Consider the following 17,762-nt stretch of genomic DNA (forward strand, 5'->3'; position numbering starts at 1 on the left):
AGCATAAATAAAAAAAGGAGCCCCAATGCGTAACTTTACTTCTAAGCAAGATTTCTGTTCATGTCTGAATGAGTTCGAGTCACCAATTCTCATCCCAGAGTGGGCGCTACACCAAAATATTGTATCGGTTGATCCGCGTGGATCATTCATTATTACTTTACCCTTTGCTGCTAATCAGCTCGCAATTGAACTGGAACAGTGGATCCACTCCCAGATTGAACAGCAACTTGTTAGTGCTTTTCAGTTTGAAGTACAAGTGAAGCCGTCTGCGCTAGAAACAACAGTCGCGACACCTTTGAAGGGCGTTAAGAACATTATCGCCGTGACGTCGGCAAAGGGTGGGGTGGGTAAATCGACTACTTCTGTAAACCTTGCGCTTGCGTTATCTAAGTCAGGTTCAAAAGTGGGCTTGTTGGATGCGGATATCTACGGTCCATCTGTGCCTATGATGCTTGGTCAGCTAGACGCAAAACCAGAAGTACAGAATAACAAATGGATGATGCCAATCGAAGCGCACGGCATTTTTACGCATTCTATCGGTTACCTTGTATCAAAAGATGATGCAGCTATCTGGCGTGGTCCAATGGCGGCGAAAGCATTAGGTCAGCTTGTTAACGAAACCGTATGGCCAGAGTTGGATTACCTTGTTATCGACATGCCACCGGGCACGGGTGATATTCAGTTAACGCTTTCGCAGCAGATCCCAGTGACGGGCGCGGTTGTGGTGACCACCCCTCAAGATTTGGCATTAGCCGATGCGCGTAAAGGTGTGGCGATGTTTGATAAAGTGAGCGTGCCAGTGGCAGGCTTAGTGGAAAACATGAGCTACCATATCTGTAGCCACTGTGGCGAGAAAGAGCATATCTTTGGCGCTGGTGGCGCGGAAGCCATGTCAGAAGAGTTTTACCTCGATATCTTAGCGCAAATCCCGCTGCACATTGATGTACGTGAAGATATTGATGCAGGTTGCCCAACCGTTATACGTCGTCCAGATAGTGAACACACGCGTCATTACTTAGAGCTTGCTGAGAATGTGGCTGCGAAGATGTTCTGGACGGGAAAAGCGAGACCAGAGGCGATTAACTTCTCGATGGTTGAATAGCAATGGCTGATCACAAAGGTGTGTAAATCATGTTTGGGTGAGATAAACAACGGTTGGATTAAGTGGATAGCCATAGGGCTTGTGCACATAGTTGTATTTAAGTTATTTGAAAGCAAACGATTGTTTTAAGTAAATGTATTGAGATCATCAATTTGACTGCAATTAGCTAACATCGCGACTAGAATCTATATGCTTTAGCCCCTATAATCAGGCGGTTTATCTCTTCCCACCACCAAACCATATCGGGTGCAAATTAATGTCTGATAATAATCAATGTGTCATCGTAGGTATCGCTGGCGCTTCAGCTTCAGGAAAAAGCCTGATCGCGAGTACGATTTATAATGAGCTGCGCGAAAAAGTAGGCGACCATCAAATTGGTGTTATCACGGAAGATTGCTATTACAGCGACCAAAGTCACTTGAGTATGGAAGAGCGAGTTAAAACTAACTACGACCACCCAAATGCACTAGATCATGACCTTTTATGCGAACATCTACAGCAGCTAATGAGTGGCAATGCCGTGGAAGTTCCTGAATACAGCTACACAGAGCACACACGCACTTCTGAAACGACTACACTTACTCCTAAGAAAGTGATCATTTTAGAAGGTATTCTGCTTCTGACAGACCCGCGTCTTCGTAAACTAATGCACGCAAGCGTATTTATGGATACACCGTTGGACATCTGTCTACTACGTCGTGTTAAGCGTGATGTAGAAGAGCGTGGTCGAACAATGGATACGGTACTTAAACAATACCAAGAAACAGTACGCCCAATGTTCATGCAGTTTATCGAGCCTTCAAAACAACATGCAGACATCATCGTTCCTCGTGGTGGTAAAAACCGTATTGCGATTGATGTTCTAAAAGCGCATATTGCGAAGTTGTTGAAGTCTTAATCGAATAAAATTTTGCCTAAGTGACTCACTTAGCTTTATTTTTTACCGAATCAGTGGCACTTTTATAGTGCCACTTTCTTTTGGAATCTAAGCAAGGAATATGCGGATGAAGAAACTACTCATTTTCATAGCTGTACCACTGTTTGTTGTCGTTGCAGCAACTCTGGCACTAGTGCTGTTAGTGAATCCCAACCAATTTAAGCCATTAATTGTCGAACAAGCCCAAAAACACACAGGCCTAGAGCTCGTGATCGAGGGTGATATCAGTTGGCAATTCTTCCCATCTATTGGCTTCGAACTTGGTCAAACTGAATTACGTAACCCTGAAGGGTTCACTCAACCAAACCTGTTTAAGGTTGATACGGTTGGCGTTGATGTTTCGGTTACTCCGCTATTTAGCAATCAACTAGAGATCGGCAATATCACTCTAGATGGTGCAGAATTTTATTTAGAAACGCTTAAAGATGGTCGCAAGAACATCGATGCGCTCACACAAGTGTCTGCTCCTAAGGAGTCTGAACCTGCAGCGGATACAAGTTCTGAAGCAACACCGGCGCCTCAAGAGCAAACTTCTACAGACACATCTGGCTGGACGATCAATCTTGCAGGTGTAACTGTCTCAAACGCATTGTTTGAGATGGACGACAAGCAAGCAGGTTCATTCACTAAGCTATACGATGTGTCTTTGAGTCTTTCTGAGTTTGCCGTTGATACATGGACGACCGCGACGTTTGCGGCTTCTGGTGAAAACAACCAACAGAAGTTCTCTGCAAATGGCAGTGCTGAATTCAAATTAGCGGAAGGCTTTGCAAGCTACGCATTACGAAATATTGACCTTAATGCGAAGTTCAATGATCCAGCAACGTCGATCGAGTCAGCGAAGATTGGCTTAAATACGTTTGAGTTCGATAAGGTTAACCAATTGACTTATGCGGTGATTGGTAATGCTGCTGGTCTTGACCTTGATCTTAAAGGTGGCGGTGACTTAACTGTCGATAGCGCGATCTCAAAAGTTACACTAAACAAGTTAACATTAGACTCAACATTCAAAGGTGAAACGCTTCCTCAATCACCAATGAAAGTGGATATGCTGTCTGACTTAAGCTTTGATCTAACTAAGAGTCACTTGAGCTTTGTGCTAGAGAAGCTGCAAGCTAACGCTATCGCACTAGACGGTAAAGCGGACATCACTTTATCTGAAATACCAAAGGTTCGTTTTTCTCTTCATAGCCCGAACATCGATTTAGATGAGTTTTTAGGCCTAGGTAATACATCAGAAACAGCGAGTGCTGCGCCTTCTGATTCTGCTGGTGGCTCAACTTCAAATACTACAGCTTCTTCGACGTCAAGTTCAGATAACTCGGCTCCTGCGAAAGAAGTAGAACCTGATCTGTCAGCTCTGAAAACGCTCGATGTGAAAGGTAATATCACAATCGATAAGTTCAAGGCGAACAACGCAAAAATGCAGAACGTGAAAACTGCGTTCTTAGTTAACCGTGGTATCGCAGATCTGACATCGTTTACCTCGAATCTTTACCAAGGCTCTATCTCGGCAACAGCACGATTAGATGCACGCAAGACGCCTGCGACTTACACGGCTAAGAAAAAGATTAAAGGCGTAAAAGTACAACCGTTACTGGTTGACGTAGCGAACAACGATACGCTGGAAGGTACCGGTAATATCGATGTTAACGTTAAAGGTAAGAGCTTGACGCCAACAGGAATCAAGAAGAACTTGGTAGGTACTATTGCGATTAACTTTGAAGATGGTGCGGTTAATGGCATCAACATCGCGCAACTGATTAGAGAAAACTACGCTAAGATCAAAGGCGAAAAAGTCGAAAGCAAAGATGAGTCTCAAAAGACAGATTTTAGTGCAATGAAAGCAACACTCAAGGTTGATAAAGGTTGGGTTTCAACGAACGACTTATCGGCACAGTCGCCTCTTTTACGCGTGACAGGTCAAGGTAAAGCAAACTTCATCAATGAAACGGTCGACTTCCTGGTTCGCACGTCAATTGTTGGTTCGCTTGAAGGCCAGGGTGGTAAGAGCATTGATGATCTCAAAGATGTGACGATTCCAATTAAGGTAACCGGCCAGTGGGCTGACCCGAAATTTGGGCTTGTTTTTGATGATGTGTTGAAACAGAAAGCTGAAAAAGAGATTGATCGCGGTATTAAGAAACTTGAAGAAAAATACGGTGACAAGATCAAAGATGAGAAAACTAGAGATGCAGTCAATGGTTTACTCAAAGGCTTGTTTAACTAATCGCCATTTTAAATAAATAGCATATAAATAGCGCCATTCCTTATTACGAGGAATGGCGCTTTTGTTTGGCTGCCGATAATACCCAAGAGAGATTCCCTATGAAGCTCGCCCCTCGCATTAGGGAATGACGATAGGTATTAGTGCCTTGTTCAAGGGCGTGACAGTCTAGTGGTCGTCATCCTCGAGAGGGAAGAATGACCGAGTCGGGGATCTCTGGTTGAATGCAATTACCAGTCAACGCCTTGCAGAGCTTTAACACCAGATTCAAAAGCGTGTTTAACGTTACGAACTTCAGACACGGTATCGGCCATGTCCGTTAAAGTTCGATGCGCTCCACGGCCTGTGATGATCACTGATTGCATTTTAGGGCGGTTATTCAGAGCTTCTACCACTTCATCCAATTCAATGTAGCCATAGCTCACCATGTACGTCAGCTCATCAAACAGAATTACATCAATCGACTCATCAGCTAGCATGCGTTGGCACTCTTTCCATACGCGCTGTGCGGCTTCAATATCTTTCGCCTTATTTTGAGTTTCCCAAGTAAAGCCTGTACCCATCACTTGGAACTCTACATCGAGTTTTTGAAGAACGTTCTTTTCACCGTTATCCCAGGTTCCCTTTACAAACTGAGCAACGGCACATTTCTTACCGTGACCGACTGCACGTGTAATCGTACCGAAACCTGATGTCGATTTCCCTTTCCCGTTGCCAGTAATAACCAATAACAGTCCTTTCACTTCTTGCGCTGCTGCAACACGTGCATCGACTTGCTCTTTTACTTTCTGTTGTCTTGCTTTGTGGCGTTGTTCTTTGTTGTCTTCGGTCGACATAACAAATCCTTTTAAGTTGTGATTACGCCTATCATAGCCTAACTTAACGATAGCAAAAACCATCGGAAGAACAGGTGATTACGGATGAAAAAGATACTCGTGGTTTGTATGGGGAATATTTGTCGTTCGCCAACAGGTGAAGCGGTGCTGAGAAAGAAAGCTCAGCAGATGGATATTAATGTAACGGTCGACTCCGCTGGGACGATTGGCTTTCATCAAGGCAATGCGCCAGACTCACGTTCAAAATCAGCAGGAGAGAAGCGAGGCTACAGCTTTAAAGGGATTACTTCTCGTAAAGTGGTAGATAATGACTTCGAAGAGTTTGACCTGATACTTGCGGCAGACAAGGCGAATTTAGATGACTTAGTGAGCCAGTGTCCAGTTCACCTCCAATACAAGCTCGCGTTATTTTTGAGTTTTGGAGAGTCACAATATCAAGAAATTCCCGATCCTTATTATGGTGAGGGGAATGGCTTTGAATTAGTGTTGGATTTAATCGAAGAGTCGAGCGAAGCGATACTGCGTTCAATATAGTGTAGAGGCTGTGTTCTTGGTGGGCGATAAAGTATCAAGGTTCATCGATATAAAAAAGGCCGACATTGAATGTCGGCCTTTCTAAATCTAGCTTTAAGCTATGACTAAGCTTACTTAGACATTACTTTGTAGATTGGGTCTTCTGCAACGTTCGCTTCAACTAAGCTACCGGCTTTGTGCAGCATAGCAACACAGTCTTGGCTTAGGTGGCGAAGGTGAAGTGTTTTACCTAGTGCCGCGTAACGGTCAGCAATCGTGTCGATCGCTTCAATAGCAGAGTGGTCAGTAACGCGTGAGTTTGCGAAATCAACGATAACATCTTGTGGATCGTTGTATGAGTCAAACAACTCAAGGAAGTTAGCGGTTGAACCAAAGAAGATTGGACCGTTAACTTTGTACTCTTTAGAGCCTTCAGCGTTAACCGATGTGTCTGCGTAGATGTGCTTAGCATGTTGCCATGCAAACATTAGTGCAGAAGCAACAACACCCACACCAACTGCTACCGCAAGGTCTGTTAGTACTGTAACGACAGTTACAAGGACGATAACGAAGAAGTCTTGCTTAGGAACGCGACGTGCCAACTTGAAGGTTGCCCATTCAAACGTACCGATAACAACCATGAACATAACGCCCACAAGTGCTGCTAGAGGAATCATTTCAATCAGTGCAGAGCCGAACAGGATGAACATCAGTAGTGCAACTGCCGCTACGATACCTGAAAGACGACCACGACCACCTGAGTTTACGTTGATCATCGATTGACCGATCATCGCACAACCACCCATCGCGCCAAATACTGAACACGTCACGTTCGCCATACCTTGACCAACACATTCACGGTTAGATTGTCCACGAGTGTTTGTCATTTCGTCTAGTACGGTTAGCGTTAGTAGTGATTCGATTAGACCAATCGCTGCAAGAATCACTGCGTAAGGCAGGATGATGTATAGCGTTTCTAGGCTAAACGGTACTGCTGGAATAGAGAATGTTGGTAGAGAGCCCGCTAGTGTTGCTGCTTCGTCACCAGACATAGTACGTAGGAAATCAACAACAGTGCGAGTTTCAAGATCAAGGCCTACAACCAAAGCTGTTACTGTAACAATAGCTACCAATGAAGAAGGTACTGCTGTAGTGAGCTTAGGTAGGAAGTGGATGATAGCCATTGTAAGGGCTACTAGACCTAGCATTAGTGTCATTTGACCGCTTGGTAACCAAGTTAAGGCACCTGTTACGTCTGGTGCTTTAAATTGTCCAAGCTGCGCTAAGAAGATAACGATCGCTAAACCGTTCACGAAACCAATCATTACTGGGTGCGGAACGATACGGATGAATTTACCTAGCTTAAATACACCCGCTGCAATTTGCAGAAGGCCGGCTAGCATAACTGCCGCAAAGAGGTATTGAACGCCATGGGTTGCTACTAGGCTAACCATTACAACAGCCATTGCGCCAGTTGCACCAGAAATCATACCTGGACGACCACCGAAGACAGAAGTGATTAAACCTACGATGAATGCTGCGTAAAGACCAACCATTGGGTCAACGCCTGCAACAAAGGCGAATGCTACGGCTTCAGGTACCAGAGCTAAGGCTACGGTAAGACCTGAAAGCACATCATTTTTTACAGAGTGCTTTGAAAATTGTGGGAATTCGAACATGTTTGCTCAGCTATGCTTAAAATGGGTTTACCGACACGAATGTATTGCGTAGCCAAACAGTGATGAAAAAGAGCGGCAATAGCTAAGTGTCGAAAATATAAGTGCGCGAATGCTACCCAAAAATGTGATTAAGTTCAAGGTTGAACCCTATTTTGAGTAATATATCTATTATAACTAATCGGAACTGTGGATATAAAAAAAGGGCGACTTATGAATAAGTCGCCCTTAGATAGTTCTCTGCAGATTACTCTGCGAAGCTCATTAGTATTGAGGTTTAGTCATGCCTGCGCCGGCTTTATTTGACGCTGCTTGGCTACCTGCACCTTTCGATACAAAACGCTCAGTACGGAATGGAGCCGCAACAACTTGAATCTCTTTGATCTCTTGAGGACCAGGAGCTTTAGTCATTGGTGAACCTGCTTGTTTTTTAGCAACCGCTGCCTTTGGTGCCGCTTTAGGAGCTTCTACTTTTACCACAGGAGCTTCTTCTACTTTTACACTTTCAGCTTTAGGTGCTTCAGCTTCAACAACTGGTGTTGCTTCTACTTGCACAGCTTCTGCTACAACAGGCGATTCAACTTTCGCAGTTTCAGCAATCACTGGAGTTTCAACTTTCTCAGTTTCAACTACCGCAGGAGCTTCAGTTAACTGAGTTTCAACGACAGTTTCAGCTTCTTCACGGCGGATAATGACTTTACCCATCGCAAGTTCAGGACATGCAAAGCCGCCAGCAATAGCTGTGTTACTTTGTGGTGCCGTCTCTTGAGCTACGTTTTGCTCCTGTACAGCAACTTGAGTTTCAACTGCTACTTGAACTTCAGCCACTTCAGGTTTTGCCTGATTATGGTGAGGTTTTGGAATGAAGCGAGGCATCACTTTACCCATAGCCATCTCTGGAGAAGCTACACCACCTTTACGTAGGCGGAATGGGTTAGGACGACGATCACGACCGCGACGACGACGTTGACCACTTGCACGTAGGTGACGTGGAGAACGACGGTTGCGACGTTGCTTCGGCTCTTCCTGTTCTGTTTGTTCATCAGCGTTTACTTGAGTTGCTTCTACTTGTTCCGCAACTTTTTGCTCTTGAGCTACTGATTGTTCTTTCGCAATAGACTGTTCTTTAGCAACAGCAGACTCATTTGACGAGTTTTCTGAAGCTTCAGCTTGTTGGTCTTTAATACGAACTTGTTTGTTCAGTTTACGACGCTGACGACGCTCTTTAATCTTAGCTGCTTTCGCTTCTGGCTTAGCCTTAGGCGCTTCTAGTTTATCAGCTTGAGCTTCTGCCGCTAGCTGTAGACCTTCTTCTGCTAATTTAGATGGTGCTAGCTCTTCGCGTTGCTTCTGCTCATCACGTGACTTATTGCGACGGTCTTGCTTAGGCTTACGAGGCTGGCGATTTTGCTGTGGAGCAGTTTCTTTCTGCTCTTCAGGTTTCTCATCACGAACTGGTTTACGACGGCGTTTGTTGTCACGGTTTTCGTTACGATTGTCACCACGCTCACCACGTTGTTCACCACGGTCACCACGTTGGTTACGACGACGGTTATCGTTACGATCACGGCGTTGACGGTTGCCGTTGTTGCGATTGTTCTTAGGCTTCTCTTCTTGCTTCTCTTCTTCTTTTTTCTCTTCTTGAGTTGAAGAGCCAAATAAGAAGCTACCGATAGCTTTGAAGAAACGACCAACTAAACCTGGTTCTTGAGTCGCTGCTGATTCAGCTTTTTTCTCTTCTACAGCTTTAGGAGCTGGAGCTGGAGTCGGTGCTGATTGAGCAGGAGCTGCGAAGCCTTTAAGAGCTGGCTCTTCGATCTTCTTAGGACGAATAGTCTGTTCTGCAGGCTCTTTGCTTTCTGCTTCTTTTAGAGCTTCTAGCTTGGTAGGCAGCAAGTAAGACAGTAGGTCGAACTCTTCACCTTCACGAACACGGATAACCTCAAAGTGCGGTGTTTCCATGTCAGAGTTAGGAACTACAGTGATCTTAACTTCTTGGTTCTTCTCGATGTGGTTTACTGAGCGACGTTTTTCGTTCAATAGGTAAGAAGCGATAGGAACAGGGACTACAGCAAGAACTTGCGCAGTGTTGTCTTTTAGAGCTTCTTCTTCGATCAGACGTAGAACAGATAGTGCTAGAGATTCGTTATCACGAACAACACCAGTACCTGTACAACGAGGACAAATGTGGTGGCTTGCTTCTGCTAGTGATGGACTCAAACGTTGACGAGACATCTCTAGAAGACCAAAGCGAGAAATACGACCAATCTGAACACGTGCGCGATCTAAACGGACGGCATCACGTAGACGGCTTTCTACTTCGCGTTGGTGGCGAACCGGAGTCATATCGATAAAGTCGATAACAACAAGACCACCTAGGTCACGTAGACGTAATTGACGTGCAATTTCATCGGCTGCTTCTAGGTTAGTGTTAAGTGCTGTTTCTTCGATATCGCCGCCCTTTGTTGCACGAGCAGAGTTGATATCGATAGAAGTCAGAGCTTCTGTTGGGTCGATTACGATAGAACCACCAGATGGAAGACGAACTTCACGTTGGAAAGCAGATTCGATCTGGCTTTCAATCTGGTAATGGCTGAATAGTGGTACTTCACCATCGTATTTCTTAACGCGATTCATGAAATCTGGGCGTATTAATTGAATGTGCGCTTGTGCACGTTCAAAAATAGTATTGCTGTCGATTAGAATCTCGCCAATATCACGACGTAGATAGTCACGAATCGCACGAACGATAACGTTACTTTCTTGGTGAATAAGGAAAGGAGCTGCATTTGAATCAGAAGCTTGCTTGATAGCGCCCCAGTGATTCAATAGAACGTTCAAGTCCCACTCTAGCTCTTCTGCACTTTTGCCTACACCCGCTGTACGCACAATTAAGCCCATACCTTGAGGAAGCTCAAGAGTGCTTAATGCTGCTTTCAGTTGAGTGCGTTCATCACCTTCGATACGACGAGAAATACCGCCAGCGCGAGGGTTATTTGGCATAAGAACTAAGTAACTACCCGCCAAAGAGATGAAAGTTGTCAGTGCAGCGCCTTTGCTACCACGTTCTTCTTTCTCAACTTGTACGATTACTTCTTGTCCTTCTCTTAGCACTTCTTTAATGCTAGGGCGGCCTTGGTATGTATAACCTTCAGGGAAGTATTCGCGGGCAATTTCTTTAAGAGGGAGGAAACCGTGACGTTCTGCGCCGTAATCAACAAATGCCGCTTCTAGGCTTGGTTCAATACGGGTAATACGTCCTTTGTAGATATTCGCTTTCTTTGATTCGTGACCTGGACTTTCGATATCTAGATCGAACAGTCGCTGGCCATCAACCAAAGCGACACGCAACTCTTCTTTTTGAGTTGCGTTAATTAACATTCTTTTCATTTAGAAATTCTCATTGTCTTTTCTTATTTTCATCATTGGTCTTATCGCTTTAGTTCGTTTCTCATGGTGCCAGATCCCATGGCTTTATCGGTGCAGCCTCCCGGCTGGAGAGGGATGCTCTGGGGCACGTCAGTCATCATAGGGAGTTAGCCTATGATCCGCGATGTGGCGGTGAATACTCAACATGAGTGTACGTGAGTAGAGCGATAAGGAACTCAGTTGACCGTGTCTTACGCCGATTGCAGCACTGTCTAATCTGAGTCATCTACTCATTTACTTGCTTATGAATGGTTAGCTGTTTAAATATTAGTCAATCCATTGATAGCAGCTGTGAACTATAGCAGTGGTCGGTAAACACAGCAATCTGCTTTGTCGTAATGCGGTAAAAAAAACAGTTTTTGTTTGGGTTTTGATAGCTCTAACTCACTGTCTATAAATAATTTATCAATTGATATTTTAATTTGCAGGAAGCTTGGTGCTTTTTTGTTCGGAGAATCAAAGAAATATAGAACTTCAATGACCTTTTAGGGATAGAGTCGCAGGGATTTTAGATAAATAAGTTCAGAATAGGGTTAAGAAAATCTCAATTATCAAAAGTGACAGTGATACAATAACCCAATGAGCGAAATTAGAACCCAAGTCCAATTTGTCGACATTGACGAAGATATGGCTGGTCAGCGTATTGATAACTTCTTACGCAACCAATTAAAAAACATCCCGAAAAGCATGATTTACCGAATCGTGCGTAAAGGCGAAGTCCGCGTTAACAAGAAACGTATCAAGGCTGAGTACAAACTAAAAGCTGGCGACTTAGTACGTATCCCTCCCGTTACTATTGAAGAGAAAACGGAAGAGAACGTACCGAGTACGAAACTCAATAAGGTTTCGGAATTGGAACAGTGCATCATCTATGAAGATGATCACATGCTGATTCTCAATAAACCATCAGGTACTGCGGTTCATGGTGGCAGCGGCTTGAAGTTTGGCGCGATTGAAGCATTGCGTGCTCTTCGCCCTGATGCTCGTTTTCTTGAGTTAGTGCACCGTATTGATAGAGATACGTCTGGCATTTTGCTTGTTGCTAAGAAGCGCTCGGCGCTAAGACACCTTCAAGCACAGTTCCGTGAAAAAACGGTTCAAAAATACTATTTCGCTTTAGTGATGGGCGAATGGAAAAACAGCTGTAAAGTCGTCAACGCACCTTTGTTAAAAAATGAAGTGAATAGCATTGTTCGAGTGAACCCGAATGGTAAAGCTTCTGAAACCCGCTTTAAGGTTTTAGAGAAATTCCAAGAGGCGACGTTGATTCAAGCTAGCCCAATTACAGGCCGTACACACCAAATCCGTGTGCACGCTCAGTATACTGGTCATCCAATAGCTTGGGATGATCGTTACGGTGATCGTCGTTTCGATGCTTATACGGGCAAAGTAGGACTGAATCGTCTGTTCTTACATGCAGCCAACATCAAGTTTACCCACCCGGGTAGCGAAGAGAAGATGGATATCTCGGCGCCAATGGAAAGAAGGCTAGAGAAAGCCTTAACTGGTTTACGTAAGCTTTAAGAAGATACGAGATTTTTCGTGAATTGAGTATAATATGCATCAAATGGAAAAGGTTGACGAATATCGTCAACCTTTTTTGTTTTCATATGTTGCAGAAGCTCCCCAACTCGCTCGTTCCTCGCTCTTGAGGATGACGACTTTTTAAGGTTACGTTCTATATCATTAGCGGATTAGATAAAATTCGCGTTCCGTCATTCCCTGGACTGACGAAGGAAGGAGTAGGGAATCTCCAACAGAGTGGTAAGTATCGCTTACAACACGTTCATTCCTTGTGCCTCAAGCATATCGACTAAATCGATCAGAGGTAAGCCGATCAGCGTGTTTGGGTCTTTACCTTCCATCTGTTTAAACAATGCAATACCTAACCCTTCGCACATAAAACTGCCCGCGCAGTAATAAGGCTGCTCTTTCTCAACATAAGAAATGATCTGTTGCTCAGTTAAATCGCGGAAATGCACAACAAAGGTGTCGAGACGCGTGTCAGCTTTACTGGTCTCGCTGTTCCATACCGTTATCCCAGTATAGAAAGTGATGCTCTTACCACTTTGACGAGACAACTGCTCAATCGCTTTCTCACGAGTATGAGGTTTGCCAATAATTTCTTCGTCAATCACACATACTTGATCGGAACCAATCACTAGGCTTGGTTGTTCGACAGCACAAGACTTGGCTTTGGTTTCAGCAAGACGCATTACCAATTGTTGAGGAGTCTCTTCTGGAAGTGGCGTTTCATCGCAGTCAGGCTTCGCTGTGACAAAGTCTAACTGTAGTTTTTTGAGGATCTCTTGCCTAAATGGAGATGTAGAAGCTAAAACTAGTTGGTAATTTCTCATTTTAATTTACAATTCGTGTAAGCATTTAGTTCAGGATAACGTAACTTAGCCTGCTATTCATAATGCTCTGAACAGGAAAGGTAGGAAAGTACATTTTTTTTGCCATTTCCTTTGACTAAACACGATTTGGAAGATAAGATTCGCGCCCTATGCAAAAGGAAAAAATACCGCGTACAGTTGATCCGGCAAGAACGGCTCAAAAACGACTCGATATGGATGGTATCATTCAAGTCAGTCTTTTAAAGCGTTTAACCGAAACAACTGAAGGCGTAAAACGTGACGCGCAAGTCTCAATGTCATTTGGGCTTGATGAACAACGATTAGTCGTTATCTCTGGTAAAGCTAACGTCGAAGTCGATTTAGAGTGTCAACGTTGTAATGAGGTTTTCGCACATGAGTGCGATGTCCAATTTACTTATACTCCTGTTTACAGCGAGAAAAGTGAAGAGGAAGCACCGGAAGAGTACGATTTGGTAGATCTGAACGAGTACGGTGAGTTAGACCTGATTCAATTAGTTGAAGACGAGTTCATCCTTGGATTGCCACAAATAGCAATGCACGACGATGCGAAATGTAGCGTTAACTCAAATAACTTGGTGTTTGGTGAACTTCCTGAAGAAATTGAGGAAGATAAAAAGCCGAATCCATTTGATGTTTTAAAAAACTTAAAGAAGTAACTTATTAGTAAGTATCTTTAAGAATTTACATAGGAGTAGGGTCAATGGCCGTACAAAAGAGCAAGAAATCACGTTCAATGCGTGGCATGCGTCGTTCACACGATGCGCTAACTACAGCTGCACTTTCTGTAGACGCAACTTCAGGTGAAACTCACCTACGTCACAACGTGACTGCCGAAGGTTTCTACCGCGGCAAAAAGGTTATCAACAAGTAAGGTTGACCTTTGCAAAATCTAACCGTTGCGCTTGATGCAATGGGCGGGGACTTCGGTCCTCGTGTTACAGTGCCTGCCGCCGTGCAGGCACTGTCGTATTTCCCAGAGCTAAAAGTCATTCTAATAGGTGATCGAAACGCGATCACATCTCAATTATCTTCATTAGGTCGAATGCCTGATTCTCGTTTGAGTATCCAGCATTGTGATCGAGTTATTTCCAATTCTGAAAAACCTTCACTGGCCCTACGCAACAGTCAGGGTAGCTCTATGCGTGCTGCTATCGATCTGGTTGCCGAGTCACAAGCTGATGCTTGTGTGAGTGGTGGCAACACCGGCGCACTGATGGCGTTATCTCGTTTCCGACTCAAACTCCTTCCTGGTATTGATAGGCCTGCATTGGTTTCAGCTTTGCCTACCGCTTCTGGCAACCGTACATGGATGCTTGATTTAGGAGCGAACGTTTCTAGTGACGCGGATTCACTGTTTCAGTTTGCCGTAATGGGCAGTGCATTAGCAGAACAACATTTAGGTCGCGTGCCTCGTGTCGCTATCTTGAATATCGGCGCTGAAGAAATCAAAGGCAATGACCTTGTAAAACGATGCGCTGAAATGTTGTCGAATACTCAGTCTGTGAACTTCATAGGCTATATTGAAGGTAATCAATTACTTCAAGATGCTGCTGATGTCGTCGTATGTGATGGTTTTGTGGGCAATGTCTGCTTAAAAACGTGTGAAGGTACGGCTCAGCTCTTTATTGATAAGCTAAAAACGCGCATGATGGCTTCAACAATAAAGGGTTGGATCGCCAGAATGTTGTTTTCTGAGCTATTTACTGAATTAAAAACCTTGAACCCCGACCAGTATAACGGCGCAAGTTTGTTAGGATTGCGCGGCATTGTCATTAAAAGCCATGGAAGTGCTGATGTGTCTGCAGTCGTCAACGCGATTGGTGAGGCAGTACACGAGGTCAAACGACAAGTCCCCAGTCGCATTAGCGATCGTTTGGAAGCGGTTTTACTCGAGAGGCATTATTAGTCTTCATGTATAGCAAAATTTTAGGTACTGGCAGCTACTTGCCATCTCAGGTGCGTACTAACGCAGACTTAGAGAAAATGGTAGAGACTAGCGATGAGTGGATCGTTGCTAGAACAGGTATTAAAGAGCGTCGTATTTCAGCGGAAAACGAAACTGTTGCGGATATGGCGTTTTACGCTGCTGAGAATGCCATTGAAATGGCAGGTATCGACAAAGAAGATATTGATTTAATCATTGTTGCGACAACCAGCAGTAGCCACACATTTCCGTCTTCGGCATGTCAGGTACAAGGCAAGCTTGGTATCAAAGGCTGCCCTGCGTTTGATTTGGCTGCGGCGTGTTCTGGTTTTGTCTACGCACTGTCTGTTGCTGATCAACACATCAAGACTGGCATGTGTAAGAACGTTTTGGTAATCGGTGCGGATGCACTGTCAAAAACCTGTGATCCGACTGACCGCTCTACTATCATCTTATTTGGTGATGCTGCAGGTGCGGTGGTTGTTGGCGCAAGCGAAGAGCCAGGTATTTTGTCTACTCACATTTACTCTGATGGTAAATATGGTGAGCTTCTAAGCCTAGAAGTTCCAGAGCGTGGCGGTGATGCAGACAAATGGTTGCACATGGCGGGCAACGAAGTATTTAAAGTGGCGGTAACTCAGCTTTCTAAGCTAGTGAAAGACACATTAGCGGCGAACAATATGGATAAGTCAGAGCTTGATTGGTTAGTTCCACATCAAGCGAACTACCGTATTATCTCGGCAACCGCTAAAAAGCTGACGATGTCGCTTGATCAAGTTGTGATTACTCTTGATAAGCACGGCAATACGTCGGCAGCTACCGTACCAACGGCCCTTGATGAGGCAGTTCGCGACGGGCGAATTAAACGTGGTCAAACGCTTCTACTTGAAGCGTTTGGTGGCGGCTTCACTTGGGGTTCTGCGTTAGTTAAATTCTAACCCCAAGCGATAATCAACAAACAAGGCACATAACTTATGTGCCTTATTCAATTTTTTGCTTTGCTTAAAGGAAAATTACTATGAGCAAATTTGCTATCGTATTCCCAGGCCAAGGCTCTCAAGCTATCGGTATGCTTGCTGACCTAGGCGAACAGTATGATGTTGTTAAAAAGACATTTGCTGAAGCTTCAGAAGCACTTGGTTACGATCTATGGGCATTGGTTCAAGATGGTCCAGTAGAAAATCTAAATGAAACTTTCCGTACTCAACCGGCTCTACTAACAGCGTCTGTTGCAATCTGGCGTGTATGGCAAGAGCTTGGTCTAGAGCAACCTGCAAACCTAGCCGGCCACAGCCTAGGCGAATACTCTGCACTAGTGTGTGCGGGTGTTATCGACTTTAAAGAAGCGATCAAGCTAGTTGAGCTACGTGGTCAACTGATGCAAGAAGCGGTTCCTGTGGGTGTTGGTGCAATGTACGCAATCATCGGTCTAGATGATGAAGCGATTGCTAAAGCGTGTGAAGAAGCGGCACAAGACGAAGTTGTGTCTCCAGTTAACTTCAATTCACCTGGCCAAGTTGTTATCGCGGGTAACAAAGCAGCAGTAGAGCGCGCTGGTGCACTATGTAAAGAAGCGGGCGCTAAACGTGCTCTTCCTTTACCAGTATCTGTGCCGTCTCACTGTGCCCTTATGAAGCCTGCAGCAGACAAGCTAGCGGTTGCTCTGGAAGCTCTAGAGTTCAACACGCCGGCACTGCCTGTTATCAATAACGTTGATGTTATTGCTGAAACAGACCCGGCAAAAATCAAAAGCGCACTTGTTCGCCAGCTGTACAGCCCAGTTCGTTGGACTGAAGGTGTACAAGCTATGAATGAGCAAGGCGTAGAGAAGCTACTAGAATTAGGCCCAGGTAAAGTTCTTACCGGTCTAACAAAACGAATCGTAAAAACTATGACAGCTGCTGCAGTTAATGACACTGCATCACTAGAAGCTGCTAAGTAAATAAACACTTAATAGAGAAGTTATGATGAATTTAGAAGGCAAAGTTGCACTAGTTACAGGCGCAAGCCGTGGTATCGGTCGTGCAATCGCTGAACTTTTAGTTGAGCGTGGTGCTAAAGTTATCGGTACTGCTACGTCTGAAGGCGGCGCTGCTGCAATCAGTGAGTACCTAGGTGAGAACGGTAAAGGTCTTGCTCTTAATGTAACGGATGTTGACTCAATTGCAGCTACACTGAAAACCATCAACGATGAATTCGGTGCGATTGACATTCTGGTTAACAACGCAGGTATCACTCGTGATAACCTACTTATGCGTATGAAAGACGATGAATGGAATGACATCATCGATACTAACCTAACGCCTATCTTCCGCATGTCTAAAGCTGTATTGCGTGGCATGATGAAGAAGCGTCAAGGACGTATCGTAAACGTTGGTTCTGTAGTCGGTACTATGGGTAACGCTGGTCAAGCTAACTACGCAGCTGCAAAAGCAGGCGTAATTGGTTTTACTAAATCAATGGCTCGTGAAGTTGCGTCTCGTGGTATTACAGTGAACACTGTAGCACCTGGTTTCATCGAAACTGACATGACTAAAGCGCTAAATGATGACCAACGTGCAGTAACTTTGGCGAATGTACCAGCAGGTCGACTAGGTGACCCTCGCGAAATCGCTGAAGCTGTGGTATTTTTGGCGTCACCTGCGGCAGCTTATATCACAGGTGAAACACTTCACGTCAATGGCGGTATGTACATGGTGTAAATTATGTGCAACATTTGTGCATGATTTAAGTCAAGATC

15 protein-coding genes are annotated in these 17,762 nt (G+C 44.6%); 11 read left to right on the forward strand and 4 right to left on the reverse strand.

Going from position 1 to position 17,762, the window contains the following annotated elements:
* Positions 1–25 precede the first annotated feature (25 nt).
* The 3 genes from apbC (at position 26) to AB4589_RS01125 (ending at position 4,269) form a co-directional block, all read left to right on the forward strand.
* Positions 26–1,102: an iron-sulfur cluster carrier protein ApbC gene (gene apbC / locus AB4589_RS01115; protein WP_372099112.1), complete on the forward strand. Its 1,077-nt coding sequence runs from the start codon at positions 26–28 to the stop codon at positions 1,100–1,102.
* A gap of 256 nt (positions 1,103–1,358) precedes the next feature.
* A complete protein-coding gene (udk, locus tag AB4589_RS01120; RefSeq protein ID WP_004734002.1) occupies positions 1,359–2,000 on the forward strand; it encodes a uridine kinase in 642 nt (213 codons plus the stop codon).
* 106 nt (positions 2,001–2,106) lie between these two features.
* Positions 2,107–4,269 carry an AsmA family protein gene (locus AB4589_RS01125; protein ID WP_372099113.1) on the forward strand — a complete coding sequence of 721 codons (2,163 nt, stop codon included), beginning with the start codon at positions 2,107–2,109 and terminating at the stop codon, positions 4,267–4,269.
* 227 nt (positions 4,270–4,496) lie between these two features.
* On the opposite strand, the gene cobO is transcribed toward AB4589_RS01125, so the two are convergent.
* Positions 4,497–5,102, reverse strand: coding sequence for a cob(I)yrinic acid a,c-diamide adenosyltransferase (gene cobO / locus AB4589_RS01130; RefSeq protein ID WP_029224060.1), 606 nt, complete (start codon positions 5,100–5,102; stop codon positions 4,497–4,499).
* A gap of 84 nt (positions 5,103–5,186) precedes the next feature.
* Between cobO and AB4589_RS01135 the strand changes: the two genes are divergently transcribed.
* Complete coding sequence (locus AB4589_RS01135) at positions 5,187–5,636, forward strand: low molecular weight protein-tyrosine-phosphatase (protein WP_017099041.1); 450 nt, start codon at positions 5,187–5,189, stop codon at positions 5,634–5,636.
* Between the two features lie 110 nt (positions 5,637–5,746).
* Here the strand turns inward: AB4589_RS01135 and AB4589_RS01140 are convergent, their stop codons facing one another.
* Together AB4589_RS01140 and rne are read right to left on the reverse strand one after the other, a co-directional pair.
* Positions 5,747–7,294, reverse strand: a complete 1,548-nt coding sequence (locus AB4589_RS01140; RefSeq protein ID WP_009848614.1) for a SulP family inorganic anion transporter — start codon at positions 7,292–7,294, stop codon at positions 5,747–5,749.
* Between the two features lie 261 nt (positions 7,295–7,555).
* Complete coding sequence (gene rne, locus AB4589_RS01145; protein WP_372099114.1) at positions 7,556–10,681, reverse strand: ribonuclease E; 3,126 nt, start codon at positions 10,679–10,681, stop codon at positions 7,556–7,558.
* A 618-nt stretch (positions 10,682–11,299) separates the two neighbouring features.
* Here rne and rluC point away from each other — a divergent pair.
* Entirely contained in the window at positions 11,300–12,244 is a 945-nt protein-coding gene (gene rluC / locus AB4589_RS01150; RefSeq protein WP_017099038.1) for a 23S rRNA pseudouridine(955/2504/2580) synthase RluC, read from the forward strand.
* 251 nt (positions 12,245–12,495) lie between these two features.
* Here rluC and AB4589_RS01155 read toward each other — a convergent pair whose 3' ends face one another.
* A complete protein-coding gene (locus tag AB4589_RS01155) occupies positions 12,496–13,077 on the reverse strand; it encodes a nucleoside triphosphate pyrophosphatase (RefSeq protein ID WP_009848611.1) in 582 nt (193 codons plus the stop codon).
* A 149-nt stretch (positions 13,078–13,226) separates the two neighbouring features.
* On the opposite strand from AB4589_RS01155, the gene yceD reads away from it, so the two are divergent.
* From yceD to fabG, 6 genes are all read left to right on the forward strand, one after another.
* Positions 13,227–13,754: a 23S rRNA accumulation protein YceD gene (gene yceD / locus AB4589_RS01160; RefSeq protein WP_004733994.1), complete on the forward strand. Its 528-nt coding sequence runs from the start codon at positions 13,227–13,229 to the stop codon at positions 13,752–13,754.
* Between the two features lie 44 nt (positions 13,755–13,798).
* On the forward strand, positions 13,799–13,969 hold the full coding sequence (gene rpmF / locus AB4589_RS01165) for a 50S ribosomal protein L32 (protein ID WP_004737376.1): 171 nt from the start codon (positions 13,799–13,801) through the stop codon (positions 13,967–13,969).
* 9 nt (positions 13,970–13,978) lie between these two features.
* Positions 13,979–15,004: a phosphate acyltransferase PlsX gene (gene plsX / locus AB4589_RS01170; RefSeq protein WP_012603565.1), complete on the forward strand. Its 1,026-nt coding sequence runs from the start codon at positions 13,979–13,981 to the stop codon at positions 15,002–15,004.
* 5 nt (positions 15,005–15,009) lie between these two features.
* Positions 15,010–15,960 (forward strand): beta-ketoacyl-ACP synthase III, encoded by a 951-nt coding sequence (locus tag AB4589_RS01175; RefSeq protein WP_010437276.1) that lies wholly within the window; start codon positions 15,010–15,012, stop codon positions 15,958–15,960.
* An 80-nt stretch (positions 15,961–16,040) separates the two neighbouring features.
* Positions 16,041–16,964, forward strand: coding sequence for an ACP S-malonyltransferase (gene fabD, locus AB4589_RS01180; protein WP_371707013.1), 924 nt, complete (start codon positions 16,041–16,043; stop codon positions 16,962–16,964).
* Between the two features lie 25 nt (positions 16,965–16,989).
* The gene (fabG, locus tag AB4589_RS01185) at positions 16,990–17,724 is read left to right on the forward strand and encodes a 3-oxoacyl-ACP reductase FabG (RefSeq protein WP_029222897.1); all 735 of its coding nucleotides are present in this window, start codon (positions 16,990–16,992) and stop codon (positions 17,722–17,724) included.
* The last annotated feature ends 38 nt before the right edge of the window (positions 17,725–17,762 follow it).

Source organism: Vibrio sp. 10N.222.49.A3, assembly GCF_041475145.1.
Taxonomy (GTDB): Bacteria; Pseudomonadota; Gammaproteobacteria; order Enterobacterales; family Vibrionaceae; genus Vibrio; species Vibrio tasmaniensis_A.

Coding starts and splice junctions, on each gene's coding strand:
- AB4589_RS01175 (WP_010437276.1), top strand. CDS start 15,010: ATGTATAGCAAAATTTTAGGTACTGGCAGCTACTTGCCATCTCAGGTG.
- rpmF (WP_004737376.1), top strand. CDS start 13,799: ATGGCCGTACAAAAGAGCAAGAAATCACGTTCAATGCGTGGCATGCGT.
- AB4589_RS01140 (WP_009848614.1), bottom strand. CDS start 7,294: ATGTTCGAATTCCCACAATTTTCAAAGCACTCTGTAAAAAATGATGTG.
- AB4589_RS01125 (WP_372099113.1), top strand. CDS start 2,107: ATGAAGAAACTACTCATTTTCATAGCTGTACCACTGTTTGTTGTCGTT.
- fabG (WP_029222897.1), top strand. CDS start 16,990: ATGAATTTAGAAGGCAAAGTTGCACTAGTTACAGGCGCAAGCCGTGGT.
- udk (WP_004734002.1), top strand. CDS start 1,359: ATGTCTGATAATAATCAATGTGTCATCGTAGGTATCGCTGGCGCTTCA.
- rne (WP_372099114.1), bottom strand. CDS start 10,681: ATGAAAAGAATGTTAATTAACGCAACTCAAAAAGAAGAGTTGCGTGTC.
- AB4589_RS01155 (WP_009848611.1), bottom strand. CDS start 13,077: ATGAGAAATTACCAACTAGTTTTAGCTTCTACATCTCCATTTAGGCAA.
- rluC (WP_017099038.1), top strand. CDS start 11,300: ATGAGCGAAATTAGAACCCAAGTCCAATTTGTCGACATTGACGAAGAT.
- AB4589_RS01135 (WP_017099041.1), top strand. CDS start 5,187: ATGAAAAAGATACTCGTGGTTTGTATGGGGAATATTTGTCGTTCGCCA.
- cobO (WP_029224060.1), bottom strand. CDS start 5,102: ATGTCGACCGAAGACAACAAAGAACAACGCCACAAAGCAAGACAACAG.
- yceD (WP_004733994.1), top strand. CDS start 13,227: ATGCAAAAGGAAAAAATACCGCGTACAGTTGATCCGGCAAGAACGGCT.
- apbC (WP_372099112.1), top strand. CDS start 26: ATGCGTAACTTTACTTCTAAGCAAGATTTCTGTTCATGTCTGAATGAG.
- fabD (WP_371707013.1), top strand. CDS start 16,041: ATGAGCAAATTTGCTATCGTATTCCCAGGCCAAGGCTCTCAAGCTATC.